This is a genomic window from Brevibacillus sp. NPDC003359, from assembly GCF_042878995.1.
Classification (GTDB): Bacteria; Bacillota; Bacilli; order Brevibacillales; family Brevibacillaceae; genus Brevibacillus.
Genome location: NZ_JBIAOR010000001.1, coordinates 631,008 through 653,693, shown reverse-complemented (window position 1 = coordinate 653,693; position 22,686 = coordinate 631,008). Strand labels below are relative to the sequence as shown.

Below are 22,686 nucleotides of genomic sequence, written 5' to 3'. Positions count from 1 at the left end.
TAACCTCCTGTTTGATTGATTGGTTTTACCGTGGTGACATCCGAATGCCGCCGTCTAAACGAATGACTTCGCCGTTTATATACTCATGCTCCATGATAAATATTGCCAGCTCTGCATATTCTGACGGGCGTCCTAATCGTTTTGGAAATTCAACACTTTCCGCGAGCTTTGTCATCACATTTTCGGGCAAAGAATCAGCCATGGGTGTCAGGAACAAACCAGGTGCAATCGTGTTGACACGAATCCCGAACTCAGACAAGTCACGTGCAACTGGCAAGGTCATCCCTGATACGCCTGCTTTGCTTGCCCCGTATGCAGCTTGCCCCATTTGTCCATCGAAGGCAGCGACTGAAGCCGTGTTAATAATCACACCTCTTTCTCCTGAGTCGGTGAGTGGCTCATTATTTTTCATCTCATTCGCCGCCAGCCTCAATACATTAAAAGTCCCTACCAAATTAATGCCGACGACTTTCGTGAATGCCTCTAAAGGTAGTACGCCCTTTTTTCCAATCGTTTTCCCTGAGGTTCCGACACCTGCACAGTTCACGCATATGTGTATTGCACCGAAAGCTTTGATCGCTTGGTTGATCCCTTGCTGTACCGATTCATCATCGGCTACATTCACCAATGCATAGCGGACATTCTCGCCTAATTGGTCGACTGCTTCCTTTGCTTTTGCTTCATTGACATCAAAAATAACCACCTTCGCGCCCTTCAGGACCAGCCTCGTCACTGTCGCCAAACCTAACCCTGAAGCCCCGCCTGTTACAATCGCTACTTTATCGTGTAGATTCATTCTCGTTCATCTCCTCTATCTTTCCTTGGATCAAAGCCAATCTCTTTGAAAATCTCTTCTGTATGCGTCCCTGTTTGCACACCTGTAAATCGGTACGCAGCTGGTTGCGTGGAAAACTTGATGGGAAAGGCGATCTGCTGCTGTGTTCCTCCTTCTGGTTTCGTAACAGTTACAAGAAGTTCCCTTGCTTTTATGTGTGGATGCTGGACCGCTTCTGAAAATTTTAGAACTGGCTCGACACAGCCGTCAAAATCACCGCCAAAAATCATTACCCACTCCGCAAAATCTTTCTGTTTAAATATTTCCGCAAGTCTCGTCTTGAAAGCGCGCTGATCTTCTATCCGTCGTCTGCTGCCCAGACTTCGTAAACGATCGTCACCGATGCGTTCGCATAATCTTGCTTGGAATTGCGGTTCCAAACTGCCGACGGAAAAATATCGCTGATCCTTTGTTTCATAATAGTCGTAAAAATAACCGCCATTTAATAGCAAGGATTCAGGCTCTGGCTCTATCTCTCCAACTAGGTAACCTGGGCCATACACAGCATTCAATGCAAAAACTACATCTGTAATGCTTATATCGATATACTGACCTTCTCCTGTTCGTTCGCGGTGATAAACTGCCGCTAAAATTCCGATGACGGCAGACATCGATCCCCCTGCCAAATCCGCTATTTGTATCCCAGCTGGAACCGGGGCTTCTTTTTTCCTGGATGAATAGCCAGCAACACCTGCTAACGATAAATAGTTAATATCATGGCCGGCCCGATCCCGATACGGTCCTGTCTGACCATAGCCTGAGATCGAGCAGTAAATGATTCTGGGATTGATCTCCTTCAGTTTTTCATAACCAATGCCCATTCTGTCCATGACACCTGGTCGAAACTGCTCGATCACGATGTCATACTCTTTCACCAACTGGTATACGACCTCTTTGGCTTCCTCTGTTTTCAAATCGAGGGCTAACGATCGCTTTGAACGATGGAGATGGGCAAATGTTGCAGATACCTCGCCATCCATCGGAGGAAGATGCTTTACCACATCCTCACGATGCGGTGATTCGACTTTCACTACATCTGCTCCCATATCCGCAAGCATCATGGTAGCAAAAGGTCCTGGCAGGAGCGTGGAGAAATCCAATATTTTCAACCCAGTTAAAATCCCCACATGTCATCCTCCTACTCTATTTTCCCAATACGTCCTTGCTAATAATTTCTTTCATGATTTCGGAAGTACCGCCATAGATGCGTTGGACTCTCGCGTCTGTATAGGCTCTGGAGATTGGATATTCTTCCATGTAGCCGTAGCCGCCAAATAGCTGCAAGCAACCGTCAGCCACTCGGCATTGCGCTTCCGTTGATGAGAGCTTTGCCATACTTGCCTCGGCTGTTGACAGCTGGTTTTTCTCTAGTAAGACCAAGCACTGATTCACAAAGGCACGATTCACTTTTGCTTCAGTTACCATCTCGGCGATTTTATGACGAATCACCTGTAGCTTGCTAAGTGGTTTCCCGAACGCTTCACGTTCTTGCAGGTACTGAATCGTGATTTCCAGGGCTCCCTCCATAGCACCACATGCACCAACTGCCAAGATTGTCCTCTCCCGTGGTAATTCATTCATCAGCGTGCTAAAGCCACCGTCTAATGCACCGAGGATTTGACTAGGCGGCACACAAACATCGTCGAAAAATAGTTCTGACGTGTCGGCAGAATGCAGACCTATTTTCTTCAGGTTCTTCCCTTTTGTTAAGCCTTTGGTCGCCTCATCCACAATGAAAAGAGTTGTACCTTTCGAAACGGGAACTTCTTGATTGGTTTTGGCTACAACGATTACAAAGTCAAACATTTGACCATTCGAGATAAATGTCTTCGAGCCATTGATCGTGTATTCACCTGTTTCCGGGTGTTTCATTGCCGTCGTTTTGATCCCTTGCAAGTCACTTCCGGCGCCAGGCTCAGTCATTGCGATTGCACCCACATATTCCCCTGTGGCCATTTTGGGTAAGTAATGCGTTTTCTGTTCTTCCGTACCGGAGTTTAACAGGTAGTGAGCGACGATGTTCGAATGAACGGCAAGTCCCCCGGAAATAGAGTTGTACCCGAGCCGACTGAATTCATCAATGATACACGCCTCGAAATAAAGAGGTGCTCCTAAACCACCGTATTGCTCGGGTATGCCCACGCATAGGAAACCAGCCTCCCCCAGCTTATTCCATAGCACTCTTGGGAACATCCCTTCCTTTTCCCATTTGCTATAGTGAGCTTCGATTTCTTTTTTGGCAAAGGCCTCAATCGATTTTTTGAATAGCTTTAATTCGTCTTCAATAGCGATAGTTTGATACATGCTAGCTCCTCCATTCTTAGCATTCTTCGTATACTTGTTTTTGCAAATACCATGCCATTTCTCGGACTTGTAAAGTGGTGGGTCTTTCTTTGCGAACTGTTATTGATTATTTACAGAAAAGTGTAAAGTGTAAAAAAACTTATCAAAAAAGTGTTAACGCATCCATTTTCGTTTGCTATAATGCCGTTAATAAGGGGGGATCGTATGCTCGCCACTGATATTATGACCAAGAATTTTGTTTGCTGTTCCAAGCATGACACACTCCATGATGTGCTACCCCTGTTTACCAGAACCCATTCCAATATGCTTCCAGTCATCGATGAGTCCAATCGTTTGATCGGTATCATCACGAAAAACAAAATATTCAAAATCCTAACCACACAGCCAGCCTTTGATACCACCATCGCCGAATACTACCATCCGAATCCGATCTATTTATCCCCAAACGCTACGATTGAATTCACCAGACAGTACCTGTTGAAGCATAAGGTTGGACATGCGCCAGTAGTGAACGAAGAAATGGTTCCGATTGGGGTCATCTCCACCGAACAACTACTGCGCTCCTATAATATTGTCCTCAGTCAATTCGAATCGCAGCTAGCACTCCTTTTTCATAATCTGAACTTTGGCTTACTATCGATTGATACGAGCTTCCAGATCAACGCTTCGAATTCATTAGCCCACCAACTGCTAAACACCAACGAAAATCAACTGAATGCTTTTCGTGATCATCCGGAATTGCATGTGATCCGAGAGCTAATCGAGGAGATTGTACAAGAACGCGCCAAGGTAGCAAAGAAACAAATCACATTGAACGATTTAAATCTGTACGTACATTGTTATCCGCTACACAGCCATGATGAACTGGTTGGCGCGATGGTTATTTTGGAGGATGTTACGCAAATTGAACAGACTATCAATGAATTGCAGCTAACAAAAGAATGGGAACAAAAACTTAGGTCGGTTATCGAGTTCGCCTATGATGGGATCATTCTCGTCAATAAAAAAGCCGAAATTACCATGGTGAATAAAGGCTTCACCGATTTGTTTGGCCTGGATAGCAAGGATCTATTACAGCGTTCCACAACTGAGCTGTTTCCGGAGCTTGCTATTGAAAACGTCATTCAGAGCGGGATCAGCATTCTCAATACACCACAAATCATTGCCGGACAACAATCGCTCATTTCCATCTTGCCCATTAAGGAAAAAGAGGAAACGATTAGCGCGATTTGTAAAATAACGTACCGTGGCTTACCCCATTTGCATGAAGCATTAACGAAAGTGAAAAAGCTGGAAAAACAAGTCTCCGACTATCAAAACGAGATCAATAAAATGAAAGGAACCAAATACACCTTATTTGATATAGCCGGAGAATCAGAGGCGATCCGCAAAGTCAAGCATGAGGCGACATTAGCTGCGAAGAGCATGTCTACGGTGTTGATTGTCGGTGAAAGTGGAACGGGCAAAGAGCTCTTTGCTCAAGGAATCCATGCAGCTTCTGGACAAAGGGGGGCTTTTGTTCAAGTGAATTGTGCTGCGATTCCCTCTGAATTGCTTGAATCTGAATTCTTCGGATATGCAGATGGAGCGTTTACCGGAGCGAAAAAAGGCGGAATGAAAGGAAAGTTTGAACTCGCGCAAAACGGAACGCTGTTTTTAGATGAAATCGGAGATATGTCTCTGCCCTTGCAAACCAAAATATTGCGCGTGTTGCAGGAGAAAGAATTTCAGCCCATTGGCAGTGGTATGACAATTCATTTACATACAAAAATCATTGCTGCCACCAACCAAAATCTTGAACAATTAATCGCCGCTGGGAAGTTCAGAGCGGATTTATACTATCGATTACATATTATGCGGTTAAACATTCCCCCTTTACGAGAAAGAATAGAAGATTTACCCGACATCATACAATCCATTACCAATCGCCTCAATCAAAGTGGATTTTACGTGAAAGGCGTCACCCATTCTGCGTTGACGAAGCTGATGAGGCATACCTGGTCAGGAAATGTGAGAGAGCTCCACAATGTTCTGGAAAGAGCTGCCAACATAAAAACGGGTGACTACATCGATGCTGATGATCTCCCTACATTCCAGCACGAGACGGAAGAAAAAGCACTGCCCCAGCAGATTCCCTCAACCTATAAGGACAAGATTCTGTCGACGGAGAAAGAAATGATCATCACGGCTCTCAAGGAGGCGAAAGGAAATAAATCAAAAGCGAGCCAGCTTCTCGGGATCAGTAGACCTTGGCTATACGCAAAAATGAAGAAGTATCAGCTCGAATAAGAAGTGCGGCTGACCTATATTGGGGTCAACCGCCTTTTCTTTTAGGCATTTACTTTTTCTCTCAACTGGTATTTCAGGAGTTTACCAGAAGCATTTCTCGGTAAACTCTCGACAAAAATCACTTTTCGCGGAACTTTATACCCAGCTACGTGCTGCTTAGCATAATCGATAATGGCTTGCGCATTTACTATTTCACCCGCTTTTGCTACTACGACCGCAGTTACCAGCTCCCCCCACGTGGGGTCCGGCGTGCCAATTACCGCTGCTTCCGCAATACCAGGGTGCATCCCCAATACGTTTTCCACTTCAACGGAATAAACATTTTCGCCACCTGAGATGATCATATCCTTTTTGCGATCTACTAATTTGACGTAGTTTTCTTCGTCTCTCACGGCCAAGTCACCTGTGTATAACCAACCATCACGAATCGTTTCCGCTGTTGCCTGTGGGTTATTATAGTATTCTTTCATCACCGTTGGACCTTTGACGATAAACTCCCCTACCTCGCCTGGTTTTGTAGAATGTCCATCGGCATTGACGATATCAAATAATGTAAACGCAGATGATTCTTTTCCTGCCATACCAGCGTGCGTCTCGTGGTCTTTTGGATATAATAGGATACCGTTTGGACCGCCCTCTGTCTGACCACATAAACTATAAAATTGATGAGAACCAAAATACTCCATGCATTTTCTTACAACGTGTTCAGACATTGGCGCGGAGCCATACGTGTATTTTTCCATGGTGGAAAAATCAAAATCATCCTGTTTTGGAATTTGCAGAAAAGCGAGGTGCATGGTAGGAACGGCTAGAAAGGTCGTGATTTTGTATTTGCCGATGTCAGCTAATATCTCTCTCGGTTTAAAATCGCGATAAATGACCGACAAACCACCGACATACAAACCACTGATCAACCCAATGGTAAGCTGCGCACAGTGAAAGAGCGGGGCAAAATTCATCATTCGCTCTTCGGAATGATAGCCTAACGTTAAAATAAATTGTAAGGCAACGTCTTTTACGCGATCATGATCAAAGACAGCGCCCTTTGGAAAACCAGTTGTCCCTGACGTGTACAAGATATGCAAATCATCCGTCCCTGTCAGCTCCACCTCTATATTGTCTTTATTTTCTGATAATGTTTCAGAGATGGATGTAAAGGCGTCGTTCTTCGCCTGAGGAACGGAAACGAGGTTTTGGATCGGTACTTGATGAGAGATTGCTTGCAGAATAACTTCTTCAAATTCGGTATCTGAGATAATGTGCTTCGAGTCGGACTGCGTGATGATATAGTTCAATTCCTTCGCCAATAGACGAAAATTCATCGGAACAAGTACCGCTCCAATTTTTGCGCAAGCGTAATAAGCGATCGCAAAGTAATCCGAATTCTTCATCATCAGAGCTACCTTGTCGCCCTTGGCAACCCCTCTGGCTATCAACCCATGCGCGAGTTGGTTGACGATCCCATTAAATTCATCATACGTATACTGTCTTTCCTGATAAATGATCGCTTCTTTCCACGGATGTCGAGCGGCGTTCACCTCTAACATTTTTACGATATTCATTACGCTTTGCCCTCCTTCTGATTAACAACCTTTAAAAATAGGCGTTCTTTTTTCCGTAAAAGCGGCAATCCCTTCAAGGAAGTCATATGAGCGCGTATGATTTTTGAGTGCTAACAATTCCATACTCTTTCATGCTGCAACACTACTTGGCTATTAATGCTGACATTTCTGCTTCCAAGACTTGCTCCCCCTCATTTTTGAAAGTAGCAAGCAAAACTGTAACTTCCCCTGCCTCCCTTCTTTCCTTTTTCTCGATGACTGTAGCTGTGACGTACAAAACATCTTCGGGATATACCGGTCTGAGAAATTTTAGATTGTGAATGCCTGTACCCGCTATGACATCGTCACCGAAAACCCCCGTTTCCACCCATAGCTTAAAGGAGATATTGACGGTATGCAGTCCCGATGCAATGATCCCTTTGAACCGGCTTTTCTTTGCCTTTTCCTCATCAATGTGCATGTACTGTGGATCGTATACCGATGCAAACGCTATGATCTCTTCCTTGTTCATTTTATATGACTTAGTTACGAGCATTTGTCCGATAGAAATCTCATCGAATTTCATGATTGATCACCTCTTCATTCACATATACGCAAGCATTATGCCAACGTAGAAAAGACATAAATAGGCCGACAACACAAAAACCTGTCACGCGCCATTAACAAAATGTTGTTAATGATACTTTACAGGTTGTAAACAATGACACTAAACACTATCTTAGTTTCCCTCGACCACTACATTTCAAGAAATTATTCCCATAAAAAGAAGGAATTTTCAGTTTTGTTTTGAATTTATCATACTTATTGAAATTCATTTTATTTTTTGTATTCATATGGAGGAATAAAGCTATGAAAAAAATGGTAAGAAGTTTGGCTATTCTCGTCTTGGCATCATCATTCCTGATCGTCCCGACTCAAGCAGCTGATGCGGTAGGAAAAGGAAAAGATTCTATCGTCCGTCCACAAAAAAATATCTTTGAAGGAAACTGGCGGTACGGTGATACGTTAGTAGTGGCATACGATACGTTCTTTCCGAATGGATGGATTTCGATTGAAAAAGAGCCCCATCGTGGAGGACAGCTTGGATATGAAATAGCGAAATATATTATTGGCGCTAATTATGGGCAAGTGGAAAGAAGCTACAGCTTTAACATCCCTTCTGGTTGGGTAGAAATAGGACGAGGCTATAACAGCAAGAGACAGGCTTATATAGATATCAGAAATGAGAATAAAAAACGGTACCAACCTCAAGAGCTGGAGAATAAATGGGTCGGTACCGGTCAGCCTGTACCATATGGCTGGGTCGTGGTAAATCTAAATCTCTTTGAAAAACATATCGTAAATATCACCAGTATCCCTACTGAGTCCAGCATTGAAGCGATCAAGCATCCTTCGCCAGCCTTTGCTTATGAAATCCCAAGAGGCTGGGAAATCACTGTAGATGGAGAGCATTCTCGAATTCTTACAAGAAAGTACTAATCATAACGGATACAATCTGTTACGAAATGAGATGAATAAACGACCTGTAGGTAGCACGATGGAAAACCATTCATGCAACCCACAGGTCGTTTTCGTCATTCGAAATGAATCTCTCCTGCGTATTCCAATTACATGTGCAGCTGAATCCGATTGCCAGAAGGATCCTCTGTTACAAAATGACCGCTCTCCTCCTGAACAGATGCACCGATTTCTCTTAACTGAGTGATTACACGATTTCTCGCTTCCTCATTCGGGAACATCATGACAAACGATTCAAGTCCTGGGCTCTTAGGATGTGGCGGTGGAGCACCGACACCCGCCCACGTGTTCAACCCGATATGATGATGGTACTTTCCAGTGGAAATGAACAGTGCCTGTGCTCCATATCGGTTCACTACCTCAAAGCCAAGTCCTTTGGTATAAAAATGTTCAGCTTCATTTAGCTTCGATACATGCAGATGAATATGTCCCATAATGGTACCAGCAGGCAGCCCCTTCCACGCGGTCTGTTCCCCGCTGGACAACAAATCTGTAAAATTCAATGGATCTGATGCCATGTCTACGGTGCTTCCATGCCAGCTCCACCTACCAGAATCACGATCAGCATATATTTCAATTCCATTTCCATCTGGGTCCGATAAGTATAAGGCTTCACTTACAAGATGATCCGAAGACCCGATGCGCAAATTCAACGCAGAAAAGTGTCGCACAACGCTAGCCAAATCAGAGCGTTTTGGCAGTAAAAGCGCAAAATGATACAACCCTGTCGTATGATTTTGCTTCGTTAATGCTTCATCGAGTTGTTCGATGGAAAGCAACGCGGTTTTGCCGTCAGCAGTCAATTCCGCCTTTGTGGCAGATTGGTTCAAGATTTTGAATCCGATCACCTCCTGATAATAAGCCAGGGAGCGATCCAGGCTTTGCACCTTCAGATTAACTTGTCGGACAAACGTATTGGGACTTTGATGAAAATTCATGACCGTGTTCCTCCTCGTTTTATCAAATGGCGTTCTTCTGACTACTGTCAAGCTGACCATAAAAGACCGTCTCTATACAGTTATTAATTTGCGATTCATTAACTTACTATTAGTAATAAGCTTACTATAATGTATTACGTGCCGATTGTCACTAAAAATCCTTGCCAAACAAAAAAAGAGCGATATACCGCTCTTTTTCGATGTTCCCTTTTAGATCGCTTTCTCCACAATTTCTGCAATATCGAGAGTTTTGACGAGGTGACATGGTTTCAGGGTTGGTCATGGAGTTTTTTCCCGTGTTAGGGATTGCCGAACGAAGAGTAGGCCTCCTCTTGGTTACAGAGGAAGCCACGGTGGTACGTCTTTTTGATCACTTTACAGGCGATATCTCATCTTCCGTCACCCATTTGTAGTTCTTCACTTCTCCTCCCCCTGTCGTGGGAGTGTAATCGATCATATAAACAGTCGTTGTATTTGCCGTATCAAGTTTGCCTGATGCATCGAGCATCCCTTTCACATGATCGGCCTTCAAGACGACTTCTGTTCCCGGATTATACGGTTGCTTGATATGGTTCTTGATTTCTTCTTGAATGATCCATTTATACCCCTTCACAGCAGACTCACCCGTAGTAGGCGTATAGGTCACTGAATAGGCCGTCGTGGCGTAAGCCCCCACAATTTTTGCCTTCGCCCCTTGCATCCCCGGTTGATGACTTGCTTTCAAGACGACTTCACTCCCTACTGTAAACGTAGGCTTCGGTACAACCTCTACTTGCTCCAGCACATCCGGTGCAGCAGCACCGCCACATGCACTTAACCCCATCGCGGTAATCAGCGTGAGCGATAGCAGTTTCCATTTTTTCATTCTAAACACCCCGAATTCTTTGTTGTCTGTCAATGGTATTATGGGTACACAAGACCTTACTTATCCACTTCAGGTCCTGCTTGTTGCTTTACTTGAATGCATCCTTGGACGGGATTGACAAATCCTTGTTTTCAATCAACTGTAAAAACAGAGCATAGAATTGCTTCCGCTGGTAACAAATCCGGCAGCATCTGTGTACAGCAACATCTTCCTTCTGCTAGCCATTCTTATCATGGGAGTTTGGATGCTGTATCGCCAGCAATTCCATGCCAGTAAAACTCTTGTCCATAAAGACGAACCGTCCAAGTAAAATGTTTCATGTAAAAAGAAACCAGTTCTATGGACCTGCTCGTGTCCTGAACTGGTTTTCGTTCTATTCCGGTGCAAGTATGTACTTTCTGAATAAAGCAAGCGGCCACAAAGAATGGTCGTACAGCTCACTGCTAAATACAACAATCATCTTTTTCGAAGGAACAATCAGTATGTACTGCCCCCCAAAGCCAAGGGCAAAATAATAGAAGTTGTCCTCTGTCCAATCCTGGCTTGGATCGATCCTGTCACTCCACCAATGCAAGCCGTAAGACCCAATCCTCTCGTATGTCCGAAATTTTGGCTGAATCGATTTTTGAACCCATGCTTCCGGAACGATCTGCTTTTCTTGCCATTGACCGCCTTGGAGATAGAGTAATCCTAGCTTTGCCATATCACGCGAAGTAAGGCGTAATCCGTCTCCCCCGTTATGAATCCCCTGTCCGTCTGCATACCAGTACGAATCTTGAATATTTAAGGGCTGGAAAAGATGCTTTTTGGCAAAATCATAGGTACTCATCCCGCTTGCCTTTTGCAGGATGGCAGACAATAAATGAGAGCAACCGGAATTGTAGTTCATTTTCTCTCCTGGCTGATCGATTAATGGGCGCTCCAGCACAAAACGCACCCAGTCTGAACTGTAAAGCATCCGGGGAAATGATTGCCACTCACCGAACTCTGGCCAATCAAAACCGGAGGTCATCGACAGCAAGTGAAACAGCGTAATGGTGCGTTTTACGGGATCGACCGTTTTTTGCTCTAAATAGGGAAAATAGGAGTAGATAGGAGTATCTAAATCAGCAATCAGTCCTTGTTCCAATGCGATTCCGATAAGAACCGAGATAAAGCTTTTGGTGCAAGAATTGATCTTTTGAAGTTTTTGCGCTTGTTTCTTGTTTTTATGATATTCGTATGCGAGATAACCGTCTTGAATGATGAGACAGCTGACGACCTTTTCTTTTCTGATCTTTCTGTCAAATTCACTGAAAACCTCTGTATCTAACCTCGTTTTTGCAGGGTCTGCAAGTGGAAACAAGGGTGAATGCACGTAATTGTTCCTCCTTCCACCAACTGGCATTTAAGTCTCTTTCCCCGGTATTTCCCCTCGAATATAACGTTCGCCCCATTCGCACATGAGATCCATGATTGGCTTGAGCGTTTCACCCAATTCACTCAATTCATACTCGACCTTTGGCGGTACTTGGCTGTACACGGTCCTGATGACAATTCCGTCCTCTTCTAGCTCGCGAAGCTGCTGTGTCAGAATTTTTCGACTAATGTCCGGCATTTGTTTTTTCAATTCGCTCGTTCTTTTTGGGCCGTAGTATAACTGACATAAAATCAAGGTTTTCCATTTGCCACCTAAAACATCTAGCGTTGCTTCAGAAGGAATCTGGTATGTATGTTTGAGCTTTGGCCTCATCGATTGGCTATCCTCCCTCATTCCTTACGATTTTTACAGGGACATTTTTGTTCCTATGTTACTTTTTGGTATCGAAAGCACAAAAAAGTGCGTACTTTTCACATTCCATTATATGGTGCATGATTCGGATATACCAGCACCTTACTTGTAAAACGGGAGGGAAGGAACATGGCGAATCGCCTACTGATCGCGGGAGGATTTGGCGTACAAATTACTACAGAAATAGAGGGTGTATGAAAATGAAAGTACTGACAGTTGTTAGCCATCCACGAACGAATTCCTTGACCTTTGCCGTTGCAGAACGATTCGTTCAAGGCTTAACAGATGCAGGTCATGAGGTTGAAGTTTTGGATTTGCATCGCAATGGTTTTAACCCTGTTTTATGGGAGGAAGATGAGCCGGATTGGAACAATGGGGAAAAGCGCTATTCTCCAGCGGTTGAGATCGAAATGGAGCGCATGAGAAAACACGACGCGCTAGCCCTCATTTTTCCGATCTGGTGGTTCAGTATGCCCGCCATGCTGAAAGGATATATCGATCGCGTCTGGAACAACGGATTTGCCTATGGCTCACGTAAACTGCATCATAAGCATGCATTGTGGATCGGTCTTGCAGCTGCTCTTGAAGATCATTTTCAAAAAAGAAATTATGACCAAATGATGGCTCACCATCTCAATGTCGGAATCTCCAGTTATGTCGGTATTGACGATTCGAGGGTTGAGTTTCTCTATGACACCTTGGCGCAAAATCCTGCCCATATCGAGCAGCTGTTGGACCGCGCTTATCAATTGGGCTTCCATTATGGGAAAAAAGAGAGCCTGCACGTTTAATAAAAGTCTATCTATTGAAGCCAAAGGTGGGTGTTGCTTAACGTGATCGCCCACCCCCTTCTGAAAGAGAAAGCCCCCCTTTCTTGTTAGGAAAAGAAGGCTTTCGACTATGTGTATACGCGCGTTACGCAAGAACCTCAACCGTAAACCCACCAGGAGCTTTCACATAAAACGTCCAGCCATGTGACCGTACCGGTGGAGCAACGTTGTACCCATCTTTTTTCAAACGTTGATTGATCTCGTTGACTTTCTCTTCGCTCTCCTGAATGAAGCCGATATGAAATGTCTTGGGATATTGGACTTCGGCACCCTTCATTAAGGTAAACACCAAGCCATTATCGTCAAATAGGACCCCAAAATTATCCCCACGGGCATCTTCGGACGTATCTAACTTTTTCAGACCAAAGTATTTCTCCAAGAAATCAGAAGCAGCTGGAACATCCGTAACGGTAAGATTGACGTGATTCAGTTTCATAATGACCACACATCCTTTGCACGAGATTAATTCAAGCGTAGCACATTCATGCAAGTGCTAATCTTGATAGTCCCCGAGGCTGATCATTGGCGTGAATATCCGTCACTTATCTTTAAGGTTTCACGATAAACCTATTTACTTACAACCACTTTTGATTTGTTTACGATATGAATGGCATGACCTAACACTGCTTCAGCAGCCTCCAGCCATACCTCGCTTAACGTGGGATGCGGATGCATGGTTAACGCTACATCTTCTACACGTGCAGCAAGCTCAAGTGCCAGCACACCCTCCCCGATCAGGTTCGATGCATCTGCCCCTACAACGTGCATTCCCAACAATAAATGGCTCTCTTGATCCACAATCACTTCTGCAAAACCATCTCCTTCATCCATGGCAAGTGCTCTGCCATTCGCTCGATAAGGGAACGTCGCGACCTTGACTTTGTACCCTTGAAGCTCTGCCTCTTCTCGTGTCATCCCCACACCAGCTATTTGCGGCTCGGTAAAAATCACATAAGGTACATACGGAGAATCTACGCTGCTAGGCAGCCCTGCGATCACCTCGGCTGCCACAATCCCTTGCTTTGTCGCACGATGGGCTAAAGCAGGGCCAGGTGTTACATCACCGATGGCATAAATATGCCGCTTATTCGTACTGCCTGTCGGTGTCACGGGAATATAGCCTCGCTCGTCCATTTCTACTCCCGCCTGAGCAAGTCCGAGTTCACCTGTGTTAGGCACTCGCCCTATGGTGACGAGCGTTTTATGTGCGGTGATACTTTCGGAACCATTTTTTTCCGAAGTGAATGTGAGCGTGACTCTTCCATCCGCCACATCTGCCTTCTCTACTTTTGTCGCGATCTTTACGGTCATCCCGAGCTGTTTCGCCTGCTTGAGCACTTCCTGGGAGAGATGGGCGGCTGTTTGCGGTAAAATGCGCGGGGCAGCCTCAATGACGGTCACCTGCGATCCAAGCTTAGCGAACGCCATCCCGAGCTCCATTCCAATATAGCCACCGCCGATAATGGCCAGTGTTTCCGGTACTTCAGCCAGTGCCAGCATATCAGTAGAATCCAGAATATATTCTCCGTCTGTCTTCAAAAACGATGGAATGAATGGACGTGATCCTGTCGCAATAATCGCCTGTTTGAATTTGTACGTTTCAAAATCGCCACCCGTCTCGACACCAATCCGATCACTCGAGAGAAATGTCGCTGTCCCCTTCACGACTGTAACCCCGTTGGCCTGGCAGAGATAATCGACCCCTTTGTTCAGTTGCGTAACAACAGAAGACTTCCACGACTGCCAGCTCGGCATATGGAACGTCGCTTTCCCTGTCGGCAGTTGGATTCCGAGCTTATTCAGACTACTTAGCTTATGGTATTCGCCTGCTGCATGAATCAGTGCTTTCGACGGGATGCATCCTCGATTCAAGCAGACCCCACCAAGTACTTCTTTTTCAATCAGAACGACCGATTGGCCCAGCTGTCCGAGACGAATAGCAGCTGCATAACCTCCTGGACCACCACCGATGACAACCACATCTGTTTCCACTGCTACTTCCCCGACTACCATCTATACCATCTCCGCAAACAATAGATTCGGATCTTCCAGCAGTTCCTTGATCCGGTTGGTAAAACGCACAGCCGTCACTCCATCGATCAGACGGTGATCAAACGAAAGTGACAGGTTCATCATCCAGCGTATGACCCCTTCATCCTCACGCACGACCCAGCGCTTCTCCATTTTGTGCAAGCTGATAATGGCCACTTCCGGATGATTAATGATCGGGGTTGCTTGCAGCCCACCGATTGGTCCTACATTGCTGATGGTGAAGGTGCCACCTGTAACATGTTCTAAGGTCAGTTTTCCTTCGCGAGCTAAGCGTGCCAGTTGATCGATTTCTTCTGCGAGTTGAAAAATCGATTTGTGGTCTGCATCTTTGATGACTGGTACGATCAACCCCTCAGGCGTATCTGTGGCAATACCGATATGGTAAAAGCGCTTGAGCAAGATTTCATTCGTATGATCGTCAATCGATGCGTTCAACGTTGGGAATTCCTTCAGGGCAATAACCAGCGCCTTAATAAAGAACGGCAGGAAGGTCAGCTTGATATTCCTTTTATCTGCATGCGGTTTCAACTTTTCTCGGAGTGCTCGGAGCTGATCCATCTCCAGTTCATCGACAGAAGTAACATGCGGGATGATTGTGACTGATTTCACCATGTGCTCGGCAATCTTTTTCCGGATTCCTTTTAATGGTAGCCGTTCGATATCTCCCTGCGACGAGGTGGCTACCATAGCGGTTCCTGTTTTCGGCTGAACAACCTGTTCAGTCTCAACCGCCACTGTACTTGCCTCCAACAGGCGCTCATTGCCTGTAGCCGATGTCGGAAACTTAGCTGGCGCCGATTTTTGCAGTCGATTGGCGAATTGTCGCAAATCTTCTTCCGTCACACGTCCCGCTGCTCCTGTACCCGTGACCAACTCAATATCCAGCTTCATTTCCCGCGCCAGTTGCCGAACGTATGGCGTGGCCAATGAGCGTCGGTGATCAGCGCGTGCCGGTGCAAAATGGACTGTCTTGTCGGGGGTTCCGACCTTTTCTGGAAGCTTTGTCTCTTCCTTCTTTGCTTCCCCACCTGCATCTATCACGAGAAGGGTAGTACCGACCTCTACGGTTTCCCCTTCCGAGATAAAAATTTCACGAATGATACCAGTCACTGGCGCTGACAGCTCCGCATTCACCTTGTCTGTCTGTACCTCCAGCAGTGGCTGATCCTGTTGAACGGATTCACCCATGCGAACCAGTACTTTTACGATTTCTCCTTCATGCATACCTTCTCCCACATCAGGAAGCTTGAACTCAACCATATGACTCGCTCCTTCTCTTAAAACGTAGCCGTTTCCATAATTCCGTCCTTCACGCGTTCAGCCGTTGGCAAATAATCATCCTCGATGCTAAATTGCGGGACGGGCACGTCAAATCCGGTAATCCGTTTCACGGGAGCCTTCATGTAGATCAATGCTTCATCATTGATTATGGAGATGATCTCTGCACCCAAGCCAGCTGTCTTATGCGCTTCGTGTACGACAACAGCACGTCCAGTCTTTTTGACCGAGGCAATGATCGTATCCCGATCCAATGGATAGAGCGTGCGCAGATCAATGACTTCACAGCTCAAGCCGTTTTCACGCTCGATCTGTTTCGCAGCATCCTCTGCGACACGAAGCATAGCCCCCCAAGCAAAAATGGATATATCAGAACCTTCCTGGACGACCTTCGCTTTTCCGATGGGGACACGATACATTTCTTCCGGTACCTCTTGCTTAAATGCGCGATAGAGCTTGGTCGGCTCCAAAAAAATGACTGGATCAGGATCTTCCATTGCTGCAATCAACAAGCCTTTCGCATCATAAGGTGTGCTTGGTGCCACAGCCTTTAAGCCCGGAACATGGGCAAAAAACGTTTCGACACTCTCCGAATGAAGCTCAGGACCGCGAATCCCTGCCCCATACGGCGTACGTATGACCATCGGTACGTGGTATTGTCCGCGAGTCCGATAGCGCATCCGTGCAGCATGAGAAACAATTTGCTCAAAGCCCGGATAAATAAAGGCAAGGAATTGAATCTCGACCACAGGAATTTTTCCGTTCATGGCAAGACCGATAGCCGCCCCGATGATACCCGCCTCAGCAAGCGGCGTGTCCACTACACGGTCTGAACCGTACTTGTGAATCAAATCTTCTGTCGCCCGGAACACGCCACCATTCACGCCAATATCCTCACCGAGCAGCATAATGCGTGAATCATCTGCCAATTTTTGATCCATAGCCTCGGTGATTGCTTGAATCATCGTCAGTTTGCGTTTCATGCTGGGATTCCCTCCTGCTTCGATGGCTTGACGAGCTCGCTTTCTTGTTCCGCTGCCATCCAAGATGGTTCCGCGTAGACGTGCTTGAACATGTCTTCCGGCTTGGACTTTGGATAGCTCTCTGCTTCGACAAGAGCTGCGTCGATTTGCTCATTTACCCGTGCATTCAGCTCTGCTTCCTTTGATTCATTCCACAAACCCTGATTCTCCAGATACACACGCAGCCGTTGGAGTGGGTCGCGTTCTTTGCGCCATTCCTCGGACAAACTCTCTTGATCCCGGTATTTCTTCGGATCATCTGCCGTTGTGTGTGCGCCATAGCGGAATGTCACCGCTTCGATCAACGTCGGTCCTTTGCCATCGAGCGCACGTTGCATAGATTCTTTCATGGTCAGCCAAACAGCAAAGATATCATTGCCGTCGACCCGAACTCCAGGGATGTCATATGCGGCCGAACGCTGTGCAATCGTTTTCGATGCAGACTGCTGTGAAAACGGAACGCTGATCGCAAAGCCGTTGTTTTGACAGAAGAAAATGGTCGGCGTTTGAAATACGCCCGCAAAATTCAATGCCTCATGAAAGTCGCCTTCTGAGCTGGCTCCGTCACCAAAGTAAGCGATGCTGACATGCTTTTCGTTTTGCAGCTTGCTCGCCCAAGCAGTCCCTACAGCATGGACCATTTGAGTCGCGATCGGTACACATGGCGGCATGATATTCAAATGTTTCGGGCTGATACTCCCTTCCATGTGGCCCATCCAGTAAAGGAACACGCGTGCCATGGATTGACCATGGACGATCGCCGCAGCATGGTCACGGTAAGTTGGGAAAAGCCAATCTCCAGGCGTTAATGCCATCGCGCTGCCTACTTGTGAAGCTTCCTGCCCCTCAAAGGGTGCGTACGTCCCCATTCTGCCTTGTCGTTGCAAGTTAATCGACTTGCGATCAAACTGGCGAACCAGCATCATATTTTCATACATCTTGATCATCGTCGCCTCGTCTATTTGCCCCTTGAGATCGCCTACCAGCTCACCTGCTGGACTCAATACCTGATATAATGAAGACATGGAAACATCCCTCTCTTTTTCGATGAAAAACACCGTGGTGTCTTTCGATAATGTGAATCTGATCGTCTTGCATTTGCTTTCCTCCCTATAGAAGAGCAAGTAGCATGCCAACCATTTGAAAGCGATTTCACAACAAAACGAATCGAAAATGATCATTTTTGCATATGCACAATTGCATATGGATGATTAATTCTGATTATTTCGTTTACAAGCCTACTTAGGAGGACTTCGATGTATCAGACCAAGTATTTCCAGGCCAGTGACAATCATGAGCTTGCAAAATTGCTGACAACCATCTTCAGCACTTCCCATGATGGATTGGCGATCTGTGACCGTAATGGCTACGTCTTGCTCTACAATGAGGCGTACTTGAACATCACGGGAGTTCCCGCCGACATTTTGAATAATTTTAGCTTCATGGAGCAAAAAGAAATGCATCTTGTTCCTGACTCTTCTGCTGTACGTACGATTTTGACAAAACAAACACATAGTGTCGTGATCGATTATGCAAACGGGCGGCAAGCGATCAACACAGCTACCCCGCTTCTCGATTCCAATAAGGAATTATTGTTTGTGGTGGGAAATGTGCGTGACGTCACGGAGCTAAATCAACTCCAGAAGGAGCTGGAGGAGACACGTCAAATCAGTTCGGCGTATCAAAGGGCGCTGCAGCACATCCAAACTGATGGTGATTTTGACGAGCAGATCATTTATCGCAGTGGGCTCATGCATCGAATTGCTTCACTCGCCAAACGATTTGCGACCAACGACTCCCCTGTCCTCTTGCTAGGTGAGTCTGGTGTCGGCAAGGATGTAATGGCGAACTACATTCACGCCCAAAGCGGACGAACTGGCGAATTCATCAAGATTAACTGTGGGGCCATTCCCGAGCATTTGCTCGAGTCAGAATTGTTTGGCTATGAGAAGGGCGCATTTACCGGAGCAAGTCAATCAAAGGAAGGATTGTTTGAGCTAGCAGATCGAGGAACAATTTTTCTTGATGAGATTGGAGACCTCCCTTTTCCTTTGCAGGTGAAGCTCTTGAATGTCTTGCAGGATGGGTGGATTCGCAGACTCGGGGGAAAAACATCACGTCAGGTTAACATGCGAATCATCGCTGCCACCAATAGTGACTTAGAAGCGATGGTAGAACAAAAACGATTTCGGCAAGATTTGTTCTATCGTCTTAATGTACTTGCCCTCACCATTCCACCCTTGCGTGAGCGTCGCGAAGATATTCCGGCCCTCATTTTCTACTATTTGAAAAAGCTCGAATGGAAGTACCAGCAAGAAATGCGCATCGAAACAGATGCGTTGGAGGCACTGATGGATTATGATTGGCCAGGGAATATACGCGAGCTGAAAAATGTGGTGGAGCGTTCTTTCCACATGTGTGAAAATGGGCGAATTACCTTTGATCAGTTGCCGACGTCCATTCGCAATACACAACAGACAGCCTTGCCGCTCCATCTCGCCAAAATGGATGAGCCGTTGCCGCTAAAAGAAGCGGTCGAACGGTTTGAACGCGAGTATATCCAACGTCTCTTGAAAGAGACAGGCACCATGCAGCACTGTGCGGATAAGCTGCACGTGAACATATCCACTCTCGTAAGAAAAAAACGCTCCCTTGGAATTAAATAGTGCAGATGAAAAAAAGCCCGATACGCTTAGGTTTCGGGCTTTCTCATTATTTCAGAGCATGTTCTCGCAATACATCCGGGGGCTATCTCACAAGCCCTTCTCTTAATGTATGAATACCATGCTCCAGATACCCCTTCAAACAGCTTAAGACGTAAACCCAACCTTCTTTATTGTCGACCATTTTTTGTACGAGCGCAGGATCATTTTCTTGAAAACCCTCCTCGTTCACTTCGATTTCGTGAACCTAATCCCTACTTCTGCGTTGTAAATATCATAAAATAGCGTAATGTTCTTCCCTTCCTCCCACCTTGCCTAGCTGGAAGAGAACCAGAATTTGCCGATTTTCGCGGGGTCTACGAATGCTTCGAACACTTCATGGGCAGGCCTGTTAATCTGAAATTTTGTAAGATTGTTCATGCATTCCTCAACTCGCTTTCTGATTGCTGCGTCCACCGTATCATAATCACATTTGCATGACAAACAATGGAATGTTTCCCTTTTATTCTTTGACAGCCCCAGAAGTCAGGCCAGAGATAATCCGCTTCTGGAAAATCAACACCATCACCACGAGCGGGATCGTCACTATGATGGAAGCCGCAGATATTTCCCCCCACGGGATTGTAAACATTCCCTGAAACATGACAATTCCCACAGGCACAGTTTTCATCGCTTCCTGCGTATTCAACGTCAAGGCGAACAAAAATTCATTCCACGCTGCTATAAATACGAGGATGGCCGTCGTAAAAACGCCAGGCATGGCGAGTGGGAAAAATACTTTTGTCATCGTCTGCCAGATGCTCGCGCCGTCAACTTTAGCTGCTTCGCCCAAATCACTCGGTATTTTGCGAAAAAAGATGGTCAAATTCCAGATCGCAAGCGGCAGCGCGAAAGTCGTATAAGGAATGATCAGGCCTATGTAGCTGTTCGTTAAGCCCATCGATTGCATGAACATAAAAATAGGTGAAATGGTAGCGATCTGCGGAAACATGGACACTGCCAGTACGACACCTAATATAATCGCCTTTCCCCGAAAGGACAGCCAGGCAATCGCGTATGCGGCAAAGGAAGCGATGGTAATGGAGTAGAGTGTGGTTAACGTCGCCACTACAGTCGAATTCCACAAGTATCGGGCAAACGGTCTCTCCGTGAAGACGCGGACAAAGTTGTCAAACGAAGGATTTTGGATGATAAAATGAAAGGCTCGCTCTCCAAACAGCTCCGCTGGTGGCTTTAATGCCGCGAGGAGAATCCATAAAAACGGGAACATCACAAGAAAAACGAATAGCAGTAGACCCACGTAAAACAAAGGACCCGTATGTTTGCGCATCCAATCACCCCCTTATTTGCCACTGCCATCACTCAGCAGATCAGCTCCCAATATTTTGACATAACCGATCGAGATCAACGCCACACATAAAAAGACAATAACTGCGAGCGCCGAGCCTTCTCCAAAGCTCATTTGAGCAAACATCGTTTTATAGGCGTAGATAGAGATCGTCTCGGTCGAGTTCCCGGGTGCCCCACCAGTCAGTGTGTATATCAGGTCAAATACGCGGAACGCATCAAGTGTACGGAACAATAGAGCCACCAGTATGGTTGATTTCAGCATCGGAAGTGTAATGCGAAAAAATTGCTGGGTGCGGGTGGCACCGTCGACAGAAGCTGCTTCATACAAGCTTTGCGGGATCGTTTGCAGGCCAGCGAATAAGAGCAGGGCCATGAACGGCGTCGTCTTCCACACATCTGCCAAAATGACGGAAAACATAGCCCCAGCCTTTGTTGTCAAAAGCATCCCCATATCAGAGATCAACCCTACCTGCTCAAAGAGATAGGCGACGATGCCATTTTGTCCGTCGTACAAAAACTTCCACATCAACGCGGAAATGACAGTCGGAATCGCCCACGGAATTAACACCGTTGCTCGTACAAGACTCCTTCCGCGAAAAGGTCGATTGATCAACAGCGCAATCAACATGCCGAGTACCAATTCAATGGCAACGGAGATGACGGTAAAAATCGTCGTATTGTACAGAGCCTCCCACATCCGGGCGTCTGCAAGAAACTTCTTGTAGTAAGCAAAGCCAACATAGTTGGGCTCGATGATGGAAGCTTCAATGCCTTGGATCACGCCAAGAGCACCCTCTGGCTTCGAAAGCAGCCTTTGTTCACTCATTTGTAAAAGCACCGCTCTGACTTCTGCCAAGTTGGTTTTGATTGAATCTGTTTGTTCATTCGAGAGACTCACATATTTGAGTTCTGTCGGGATCGGTTTAAAGTCCAACAACAGCTGGTCGATCATTTGGTATCGGCTCGCGATCTCGCCTGTTTGGTTGAGGGAAGTGTTCATTTGCTCGATTTGCGCTTTAAGCGCGTTCAGTTTTTCCTTTGATGACCCCTCTGCAGAGTCCACCTCCCTCTTCACATACCGGAGCAGATTGGGTAACGTACTGACGTAGCGCTCCAGATCTAGTCCGTATGAAGAGTGAATCTCTGATTTCGTCGGGTCGTTCAACCGGATGTCGTGCAGACTGATCCAAAAGGATCGCATGACAGGCCAAATCGCGATAACAAGTATGATAAGCAGTGCAGGAAAAATCAGTAAATACCCCATCTGTTTTTCTGAGAGAGACCTGTTGGTTGGTCGATTCATCCGTTCACCACCTTCCTTCCCGCTTGAAGCTTGCTTATGCTTGCCAGATCGTTGTGCAACTTCCAAGGAAGCCTTTTAGCCCCCTTGGAAGCCCCCTTTTTTTCGC

The 22,686-nt window shown here is 46.1% G+C and carries 20 protein-coding genes and 1 pseudogene; 4 read left to right on the top strand and 17 right to left on the bottom strand.

Annotation, left to right across the window (positions count from 1 at the left end):
• Positions 1 to 25: 25 nt before the first annotated feature.
• Genes ACFYU8_RS03090 through ACFYU8_RS03080 form a run of 3 tightly spaced genes read right to left on the bottom strand, consistent with a single transcriptional unit; the run spans position 26 to position 3,139 of the window.
• A complete protein-coding gene (locus ACFYU8_RS03090) occupies positions 26 to 796 on the bottom strand; it encodes an SDR family NAD(P)-dependent oxidoreductase (protein WP_390295921.1) in 771 nt (256 codons plus the stop codon).
• On the bottom strand, positions 793 to 1,962 hold the full coding sequence (locus tag ACFYU8_RS03085; RefSeq protein WP_390295923.1) for a CaiB/BaiF CoA transferase family protein: 1,170 nt from the start codon (positions 1,960 to 1,962) through the stop codon (positions 793 to 795). The genes ACFYU8_RS03090 and ACFYU8_RS03085 overlap by 4 nt, the downstream gene beginning before the upstream one ends.
• A gap of 16 nt (positions 1,963 to 1,978) precedes the next feature.
• Positions 1,979 to 3,139: an acyl-CoA dehydrogenase family protein gene (locus tag ACFYU8_RS03080; protein ID WP_390295925.1), complete on the bottom strand. Its 1,161-nt coding sequence runs from the start codon at positions 3,137 to 3,139 to the stop codon at positions 1,979 to 1,981.
• Positions 3,140 to 3,343: 204 nt separating this feature from the next.
• Between ACFYU8_RS03080 and ACFYU8_RS03075 the strand changes: the two genes are divergently transcribed.
• A complete protein-coding gene (locus ACFYU8_RS03075; RefSeq protein ID WP_390295927.1) occupies positions 3,344 to 5,428 on the top strand; it encodes a sigma 54-interacting transcriptional regulator in 2,085 nt (694 codons plus the stop codon).
• A 41-nt stretch (positions 5,429 to 5,469) separates the two neighbouring features.
• On the opposite strand, the gene ACFYU8_RS03070 is transcribed toward ACFYU8_RS03075, so the two are convergent.
• Entirely contained in the window at positions 5,470 to 6,990 is a 1,521-nt protein-coding gene (locus tag ACFYU8_RS03070; protein WP_390295930.1) for a class I adenylate-forming enzyme family protein, read from the bottom strand.
• Positions 6,991 to 7,132: 142 nt separating this feature from the next.
• Positions 7,133 to 7,555 carry a MaoC/PaaZ C-terminal domain-containing protein gene (locus tag ACFYU8_RS03065; RefSeq protein WP_390295932.1) on the bottom strand — a complete coding sequence of 141 codons (423 nt, stop codon included), beginning with the start codon at positions 7,553 to 7,555 and terminating at the stop codon, positions 7,133 to 7,135.
• Positions 7,556 to 7,839: 284 nt separating this feature from the next.
• Between ACFYU8_RS03065 and ACFYU8_RS03060 the strand changes: the two genes are divergently transcribed.
• Positions 7,840 to 8,469 carry a hypothetical protein gene (locus ACFYU8_RS03060; protein WP_390295935.1) on the top strand — a complete coding sequence of 210 codons (630 nt, stop codon included), beginning with the start codon at positions 7,840 to 7,842 and terminating at the stop codon, positions 8,467 to 8,469.
• Positions 8,470 to 8,597: 128 nt separating this feature from the next.
• Here ACFYU8_RS03060 and ACFYU8_RS03055 read toward each other — a convergent pair whose 3' ends face one another.
• The 4 genes from ACFYU8_RS03055 to ACFYU8_RS03040 all read right to left on the bottom strand — a co-directional run bounded on the left by ACFYU8_RS03055 (position 8,598) and on the right by ACFYU8_RS03040 (position 12,043).
• A complete protein-coding gene (locus tag ACFYU8_RS03055; RefSeq protein ID WP_390295937.1) occupies positions 8,598 to 9,446 on the bottom strand; it encodes a VOC family protein in 849 nt (282 codons plus the stop codon).
• A 370-nt stretch (positions 9,447 to 9,816) separates the two neighbouring features.
• The gene (locus tag ACFYU8_RS03050; RefSeq protein WP_390295939.1) at positions 9,817 to 10,311 is read right to left on the bottom strand and encodes a YdhK family protein; all 495 of its coding nucleotides are present in this window, start codon (positions 10,309 to 10,311) and stop codon (positions 9,817 to 9,819) included.
• 373 nt (positions 10,312 to 10,684) lie between these two features.
• Positions 10,685 to 11,668, bottom strand: a complete 984-nt coding sequence (locus ACFYU8_RS03045; protein ID WP_390295941.1) for a serine hydrolase domain-containing protein — start codon at positions 11,666 to 11,668, stop codon at positions 10,685 to 10,687.
• A gap of 30 nt (positions 11,669 to 11,698) precedes the next feature.
• Entirely contained in the window at positions 11,699 to 12,043 is a 345-nt protein-coding gene (locus ACFYU8_RS03040) for a winged helix-turn-helix transcriptional regulator (RefSeq protein WP_390295943.1), read from the bottom strand.
• 239 nt (positions 12,044 to 12,282) lie between these two features.
• Here ACFYU8_RS03040 and ACFYU8_RS03035 point away from each other — a divergent pair, with 239 nt between their 5' ends.
• Entirely contained in the window at positions 12,283 to 12,873 is a 591-nt protein-coding gene (locus tag ACFYU8_RS03035) for an NAD(P)H oxidoreductase (protein ID WP_390295945.1), read from the top strand.
• Between the two features lie 124 nt (positions 12,874 to 12,997).
• On the opposite strand, the gene ACFYU8_RS03030 is transcribed toward ACFYU8_RS03035, so the two are convergent.
• From ACFYU8_RS03030 to pdhA, 5 genes are all read right to left on the bottom strand, one after another.
• Positions 12,998 to 13,348, bottom strand: a complete 351-nt coding sequence (locus ACFYU8_RS03030; RefSeq protein ID WP_390295947.1) for a VOC family protein — start codon at positions 13,346 to 13,348, stop codon at positions 12,998 to 13,000.
• Positions 13,349 to 13,479: 131 nt separating this feature from the next.
• The gene (lpdA, locus tag ACFYU8_RS03025; protein WP_390295949.1) at positions 13,480 to 14,925 is read right to left on the bottom strand and encodes a dihydrolipoyl dehydrogenase; all 1,446 of its coding nucleotides are present in this window, start codon (positions 14,923 to 14,925) and stop codon (positions 13,480 to 13,482) included.
• Positions 14,926 to 16,224: a dihydrolipoamide acetyltransferase family protein gene (locus tag ACFYU8_RS03020; RefSeq protein ID WP_390295952.1), complete on the bottom strand. Its 1,299-nt coding sequence runs from the start codon at positions 16,222 to 16,224 to the stop codon at positions 14,926 to 14,928.
• Between the two features lie 17 nt (positions 16,225 to 16,241).
• Positions 16,242 to 17,225 carry an alpha-ketoacid dehydrogenase subunit beta gene (locus ACFYU8_RS03015; protein ID WP_390295954.1) on the bottom strand — a complete coding sequence of 328 codons (984 nt, stop codon included), beginning with the start codon at positions 17,223 to 17,225 and terminating at the stop codon, positions 16,242 to 16,244.
• Positions 17,222 to 18,289 carry a pyruvate dehydrogenase (acetyl-transferring) E1 component subunit alpha gene (gene pdhA, locus ACFYU8_RS03010; RefSeq protein ID WP_390295957.1) on the bottom strand — a complete coding sequence of 356 codons (1,068 nt, stop codon included), beginning with the start codon at positions 18,287 to 18,289 and terminating at the stop codon, positions 17,222 to 17,224. The genes ACFYU8_RS03015 and pdhA overlap by 4 nt, the downstream gene beginning before the upstream one ends.
• 231 nt (positions 18,290 to 18,520) lie before the next feature.
• Here pdhA and ACFYU8_RS03005 point away from each other — a divergent pair, with 231 nt between their 5' ends.
• Positions 18,521 to 19,930 carry a sigma-54 interaction domain-containing protein gene (locus ACFYU8_RS03005; protein ID WP_390295959.1) on the top strand — a complete coding sequence of 470 codons (1,410 nt, stop codon included), beginning with the start codon at positions 18,521 to 18,523 and terminating at the stop codon, positions 19,928 to 19,930.
• Between the two features lie 82 nt (positions 19,931 to 20,012).
• On the opposite strand, the pseudogene ACFYU8_RS03000 reads toward ACFYU8_RS03005, so the two are convergent.
• The 3 genes and pseudogenes from ACFYU8_RS03000 to ACFYU8_RS02990 form a co-directional block, all read right to left on the bottom strand.
• Positions 20,013 to 20,410: pseudogene (locus ACFYU8_RS03000) on the bottom strand (SRPBCC family protein).
• Between the two features lie 19 nt (positions 20,411 to 20,429).
• Positions 20,430 to 21,257, bottom strand: coding sequence for a carbohydrate ABC transporter permease (locus ACFYU8_RS02995; protein WP_106837281.1), 828 nt, complete (start codon positions 21,255 to 21,257; stop codon positions 20,430 to 20,432).
• 12 nt (positions 21,258 to 21,269) lie between these two features.
• The gene (locus ACFYU8_RS02990; RefSeq protein ID WP_390297331.1) at positions 21,270 to 22,580 is read right to left on the bottom strand and encodes a carbohydrate ABC transporter permease; all 1,311 of its coding nucleotides are present in this window, start codon (positions 22,578 to 22,580) and stop codon (positions 21,270 to 21,272) included.
• Positions 22,581 to 22,686: the final 106 nt, after the last annotated feature.